Origin of the sequence: Prevotella sp. CAG:255, from assembly GCF_000431195.1 — a bacterium.
GTDB lineage: Bacteria > Bacteroidota > Bacteroidia > Bacteroidales > Bacteroidaceae > Prevotella > Prevotella rara.
In genome coordinates this window covers 22649-28784 of the sequence record NZ_HF986811.1, presented here as the reverse complement: position 1 = coordinate 28784, position 6136 = coordinate 22649, and the positions used below count along the sequence as shown (strand labels likewise).

Annotated in this window: 7 protein-coding genes; 6 read left to right on the top strand and 1 reads right to left on the bottom strand. The window is 52.8% G+C overall.

Going from position 1 to position 6136, the window contains the following annotated elements:
• The 4 genes from QVO66_RS07485 to QVO66_RS07470 all read left to right on the top strand — a co-directional run.
• Positions 1–840 (top strand): AMP-binding protein (locus tag QVO66_RS07485; protein WP_288172725.1); only part of this gene is annotated, 840 nt, incomplete at its 5' end.
• A 23-nt stretch (positions 841–863) separates the two neighbouring features.
• Entirely contained in the window at positions 864–1985 is a 1122-nt protein-coding gene (gene prfB / locus QVO66_RS07480; RefSeq protein ID WP_021854835.1) for a peptide chain release factor 2, read from the top strand.
• A 172-nt stretch (positions 1986–2157) separates the two neighbouring features.
• Positions 2158–2301: a hypothetical protein gene (locus QVO66_RS07475; RefSeq protein WP_021854834.1), complete on the top strand. Its 144-nt coding sequence runs from the start codon at positions 2158–2160 to the stop codon at positions 2299–2301.
• A 1-nt stretch (position 2302) separates the two neighbouring features.
• Entirely contained in the window at positions 2303–2809 is a 507-nt protein-coding gene (locus QVO66_RS07470; RefSeq protein ID WP_021854833.1) for a CYTH domain-containing protein, read from the top strand.
• Here QVO66_RS07470 and QVO66_RS07465 read toward each other — a convergent pair.
• A complete protein-coding gene (locus QVO66_RS07465) occupies positions 2769–3161 on the bottom strand; it encodes a VanZ family protein (protein WP_021854832.1) in 393 nt (130 codons plus the stop codon). The genes QVO66_RS07470 and QVO66_RS07465 overlap by 41 nt on opposite strands.
• 162 nt (positions 3162–3323) lie before the next feature.
• On the opposite strand from QVO66_RS07465, the gene QVO66_RS07460 reads away from it, so the two are divergent.
• Together QVO66_RS07460 and QVO66_RS07455 are read left to right on the top strand one after the other, a co-directional pair.
• The gene (locus tag QVO66_RS07460) at positions 3324–4682 is read left to right on the top strand and encodes a sodium-dependent transporter (RefSeq protein ID WP_021854831.1); all 1359 of its coding nucleotides are present in this window, start codon (positions 3324–3326) and stop codon (positions 4680–4682) included.
• 44 nt (positions 4683–4726) lie between these two features.
• Entirely contained in the window at positions 4727–5623 is an 897-nt protein-coding gene (locus QVO66_RS07455; protein ID WP_021854830.1) for a helix-hairpin-helix domain-containing protein, read from the top strand.
• Positions 5624–6136 lie beyond the last annotated feature (513 nt).

Below are 6136 nucleotides of genomic sequence, written 5' to 3'. Positions count from 1 at the left end.
ACGCTCTTCAGCATCGTGCGTAATGAGCTGGGACTAGAGCATCCCAACATATTCCCCACGGCAGGAGCCACGGTGTCGGAGGAGGTGGAGTGCTTCGTGCATTCTATCGGAATCGACATGATCGTTGGCTACGGCCTCACCGAGAGCCTCGCCACCGTGTCGTGCGACCATAAGAATGAACCTTTCACAGTAGGGTCGGTAGGTCGCCCGATCAGCGGTCTTGACATTAAGATAGGCGAGAACGACGAGATTCTGCTCAAAGGCCCCACCATCACAAGGGGATATTACAAGCGCGACGCACTCAACCGCGAGGTGTTCGACGAGGACGGATACTTCCATACAGGCGACTCAGGCTATATAAGTAAAGGTGAACTCTTCCTGAAAGACAGGATAAAAGACCTCTTCAAGACATCCAACGGCAAATATATAGCGCCGCAGATGATAGAGTCGAAGCTGCTTGTTGACAAGTTTATCGACCAGATAGCCGTCATAGCCGACCAGCGCAAGTTTGTGTCTGCACTGGTTATACCCGACTATGCCCTGCTCGAGGAATACGCCCGCGACAACAACATAAAGTTTGGCTGCCGCGAAGACCTGTGCGCCGACCCGCGCATCAACAAGATGATGGCCGACCGCATAGAGACGCTTCAGCAGCAGTTTGCCAGCTATGAGAAGATAAAGCGCTTCACCATACTGCCAAAGCATTTCACTATGGAGAGCGGAGAGCTTACCAATACGCTCAAGATAAGGCGAAAGGTGCTCAACAAGAACTACGCCGGCGTAATAGACAAGATGTATGAAGACGCTGACGCCGTGCAGCCTGAAACACCCGTTAAATAACAGAAAAAACGACAGTAACCCAGATGATAACAAGTGATCAACTGAAAGATGTGATGGAGCGTGCCGAGGCACTGCATCATTATCTTGACATAGACAAGAAGAAAATAGAATTTGAGGAAGAACAGCTGCGCACACAGGCGCCCGACTTCTGGGACGACCCTAAGCGCGCCCAGGAACAGATGAAGAAGGTGAAGGGCATACAGCGCTGGATCGACGGATATAAGGAGGTGCGCACCTGTGCCGACGAGCTTCAGCTGGCTTTCGACTTCTATCATGACGATATGGTTACCGAAGAGGAGGTAGACGAAGACTACGCCAAGGCGATAAAGGCCATCGAGGACCTTGAACTTAATAATATGCTCCGCCAGAAGGAAGACCCCATGGACTGTGTGCTCAAGATAAACAGCGGCGCCGGCGGCACCGAGAGCCAGGACTGGGCACAGATGCTCATGCGTATGTATATGCGCTGGGCTGAGGCTCACGGCCACAAGGTTACAATCAGCAACCTGCAGGAGGGCGACGAGGCCGGAATAAAGAGCGTTACCATGGAGATTGAGGGCGGAGAGTATGCCTACGGATATCTTAAGAGCGAGAACGGAGTCCACCGCCTGGTGCGTGTCTCTCCGTTCAATGCGCAGGGCAAGCGCATGACCAGCTTCGCCAGCGTGTTCGTTTCACCTCTCGTTGACGACACGATCGAGGTCTATGTCGACCCGTCAAAGGTCAGCTGGGACTTGTTCCGTTCGGGAGGTGCCGGCGGACAGAACGTCAACAAGGTGGAAACCGGTGTGCGTCTGCGCTACCAGTATGTCGACCCCGACACCGGCGAAGAAGAGGAAATCCTCATCGAGAACACAGAGAGCCGCAAGCAGCTTGAGAACCGCAACAACGCCATGCGCCTGCTCAAGTCGCAGCTCTACGACCGCGCAATGAAGAAACGCCTCGAGGCTCAGGCCAAGATTGAGGCAGGAAAAAAGAAGATAGAGTGGGGAAGTCAGATAAGGAGTTATGTCTTCGACGACCGCCGTGTCAAGGATCACCGCACCAACTATCAGACGTCTGACGTGGACGGAGTGATGGACGGAAAGATCGACGGCTTCATCAAGGCATACCTTATGGAGTTTCCGGTTACCGACGAGGAGTAATTCTTCGTCGGCACATGATGCCGGATGCAGTCCGGTTGCTTTCTTCAGGCATGCGCATTAGCGCCTCGCCGTCAGGCGTTGCAGCTTATTTTGCTGTCTCGTCAGCGGCATTCGGCCATGCGTCAGGCCGTATGACAATATTTTAAGAACCTTAATTTTAAAGATAATAACTATGAGTCAGAACAGAAAATTACGCCGCGCTAAGCGTGAGGCAGAACAAGAACAGCAAGGCAAGAAAGTCGTTACATGGATATTTGCGGCACTGGTTATCTTTGCCGTGATATATCTTGTTGTTCTAATGATAGGCCAGATGTAATATGAGTGGTCTGGAGATAGAGCGCAAGTTCTTGGTTCACAAGGCCGGCCGGCCGTATGCGGCTCAGGCTACATCGTCGAGCCGCATACGCCAGGGCTATATCTGCAGCGAGCGCGGGCGCACTGTCAGGGTGCGTATTCGCGACGGCCGCGGCTTCATAACAATCAAGGGACCGTCTGACGGCAAAGGCATGAGCCGCTATGAGTTTGAGAAGGAGATAACGCTCGACGAGGCCTCGCATCTTATGGAGCTGTGCGAGCCGGGCATTATCGACAAGACCCGATATCTCGTTGCCAGCGGAAAGCATGTGTTCGAGGTAGATGAGTTCTATGGAGAGAACGAAGGTCTGGTAATGGCTGAAGTGGAGCTGCAGGGCGAGGACGAGCCTTTTGTCAAGCCCGACTTCATTGCCGACGAGGTAACTGCCGACCGCCGCTTCTACAACTCATCGCTGCGCCGCTCGCCGTTCAGTGCCTGGCGCGACTCTTTGCCAGAAGAATTCCGATAACGGCAGCCAGCGTTACGCCCGTGGCATTGGCTGCAAAGTCGAGCCAGTCGCCGCTTCTCCTGCCGCCGGTGCAGTTTTCCTGCAGTATCTCTATCAGTCCGCTCATCATCACGGGGGCGAGCCATGCCCATATAAAAAGCTTCATCGTCTCAGGTGTCTTGTGATGTCTGAGGTATTCAATCCATATTGTTGTGCATGTTCCGGCATACATAACTATGTGTACCCATTTGTCTATGAATGCCACGTTGTCAAGCGGAGTGCGTGGCGGATAGCAGAAACACAGAATCCATATCGTGGCCAGAAACAGATATGAAAACGGGTATTTCTTTACTTGCGGTTGTCTTAGTCTCATCAATGTCAGTCTTTTTGTGCAAAGGTAGCATATTTCTGTGAAAACCTGACATCGATTGCCGTGAAAACAAGAAGCGTCTCTTATGCAGGCTTTGACTTTTGGCAACAGGCGGGTGCAAGTGGTTAATGGTAACATAAGACATTAAAGTGAAAATTTACTATTATGAAATCAGAGAGAGCAAGTTTTGGAAGTAAGCTTGGAATTATTCTTGCCACGGCCGGTTCTGCCGTAGGATTAGGTAACGTCTGGCGCTTCCCCTATATGGCGGGAGAGCACGGCGGCGGAGTGTATATTATTGTCTACATTGCCTGTGTGCTTCTGCTCGGCATTCCCTGCATCGTCAGCGAGTTTGTGATAGGACGCCGTGCCGCATCCAACACGGCGCGTGCCTACGGCATTTTGTCCGGCGGAAAGCCGTGGATGCTTGTCGGCCTGCTCGGAGTGCTTACAGGTTTTCTGATTTCGGGATATTACGCCGTGGTGTCAGGCTGGTGCCTGCATTATATATATGCCTCGGTTGCGGGCCATCTGCACGGGTCGCCCGACTTCTTTGCAGGTTATTTCTCGTCTTTCGAGACCAATCCCTGGAAGCCTGCCTTCTGGACACTTCTGTTTATGCTTATTACTCACCTTATAATAATACGCGGCATCCGCGGAGGCATTGAGAAGGCTTCAAAGCTGATGATGCCCATACTTTTTGTGCTTCTCATAGTCATTGTCGTGCTTTCGTGCATGCTTCCCGGGGCTATGGAGGGCGTGAAGTTTCTGTTTGAACCAGACTTCAGCAAGGTTGACGGCAGCATGTTTCTCGGTGCTCTCGGCCAGGCTTTCTTCTCGCTCAGTATTGGTATGGGATGCCTGTGTACGTATGCGTCATACTTCAGTAAGGATACCGACCTGATGAAGTCGGCCGCCCAGATAGCCTTTATCGACACCGTTGTGGCCGTGCTTGCGGGCCTCATGATTTTCCCCGCAGCGTTTTCGGTGGGTATCAGTCCCGATTCAGGTCCTTCATTGGTGTTCATCACCTTGCCTAACGTGTTCCAGCAGGCATTCTCAAGCATGCCGGCTGTGGGCTATGTCGTGTCTGCCTCGTTCTATGCGTTGCTGGCTTTGGCAGCCCTTACATCCATAATCTCCATGCACGAGGCAAGCACCGTGTTCTTCGAGGAGGAGTGCAAGCTCAGCCGCAAGCGTGCTGCCACTATCGTAACCGTGGCCTGCTCGGTGATAGGTCTTGTTTGTTCGATGTCTTTGGGCGGATACGATCTTCTGACTGTTTTTGGCCGCACGCTGTTCGATGTGTTCGATTTCTTTACAGGACAAATAATGCTTCCCGTGGGAGGATTCCTTACATGTATATTCCTCGGCTGGTTCCTGCCGCATAAGCTGGTGCGTGATGAGTTTACCAATCATGGCACGTTGCGCGGCCGTCTGTTCGGCATCTATCTGTTCTGTGTTAGATACGTGTGTCCCGTAGGAATATTGCTTATATTCCTTCAGCAGTTTGGCATAATCTGATAGGTGAGGCTATGCCGTTCGGTTTCATTTAGCATCACAGAAAAATGCGCGGGTTCTTTTATCTTAACCGCACCGACCGCCGTGTTGTGGTGGCCGTGCTCCTTGTGGCCATAGCAGCCGCGGGGGTGCTGATTTATGCCGGTTACGGCGCGGGCGAGTCGCCTGCAGGCGTGGCCGGAGATGCTCCTGCCGTGGCGGCTGGCGGCAGAAAAGGCTCTGCCGGTAAGAAGGACGGATATGCGGAATATACCGATGGCCGGCGCATTGAGCTGTCATACTTCGACCCTAACACGGCAGACAGCACACAGCTGCTGAGGCTCGGGCTGGCGCCGTGGCAGGTCAGAAACATATATAAGTACAGGGCCAAGGGCGGAATATATCGCACCAAGGCCGACTTTGCACGTCTTTACGGACTTACGGCGCAGAAGTTTAAGGAACTGGAGCCATACATACGCATCGAGGGCGACTATCGTCCGGCATCTGAGGTGTATGGAGGCAGCACAGCCGACCTGACCATACGCGACACGACGAGATACCCCGTGAAGATAAAGCCCGGCGAACATATCGTGCTGAACACGGCCGACACGTCGCAGCTGAAGCGCGTGCCGGGCATAGGCAGCGGCTTTGCCCGCGCCATAGTGAGCTACGGCCGTCGGCTGGGCGGATATGTCAGCGTTGATCAGCTGCGCGAGATTGACAACTTTCCCGAGTCGGCCATAGCCTATTTCGTGGTGAAGCATCCTGTGGTTAGCCGGCTCAACCTCAATCGGCTGCCGCTCAGCAGTCTGCGCAGACATCCCTACATCGGCTTCTATCAAGCCAAGACCATAATAGAATACCGCCGCCTGCACGGAAGAATAAATTCGCTCGACGACCTGAAACTGTGCAAGGACTTCACGCCCGAGGCCATCGAGCGCCTGCGCCCCTATGTGGAATTCTGACGCCCGTCTTCGCATACAGTGACGCAGGAAAAATACGCTTGTGTAACATATTGATATCCAGTGCGTTGCAAAAGGCCATGTTTTGCGCTCCAAAAGACCGTCTTTTATCATGCAAAAGACCACCTTTTAGAGCCTGAAACATGGCCTTTTGCATTACGGCAGCACAGAGCATGAGCCATGACATCAGTCTGACGCTGCTCTCATCTCAAATCCAGCATCAGTGTTCAGCTTGTATTTTTGCCTTATGTTGAGCAGATTTTCGTTATAATTTTCATCTGCATAGCAGGTTGTGTAAAGAAAAGCTGACGTAAAGACGACGGCAGAAAGCAAGAATACAGCTGAAAACATGAATGGACAAGGTAGATAAAACTATGTTCGGAATAATGCCCGGTTAAGGCTTGTCCCCGTGCCGTGGCCTCCTTTCGGTCCTTAGTCCGTGCCCGTATGAGGCTGCCTCAGCCAGCCCTTGCAGCCGTCGTGTTACGCCCTGCGGCGGCCTTTAGGCATAGCTCC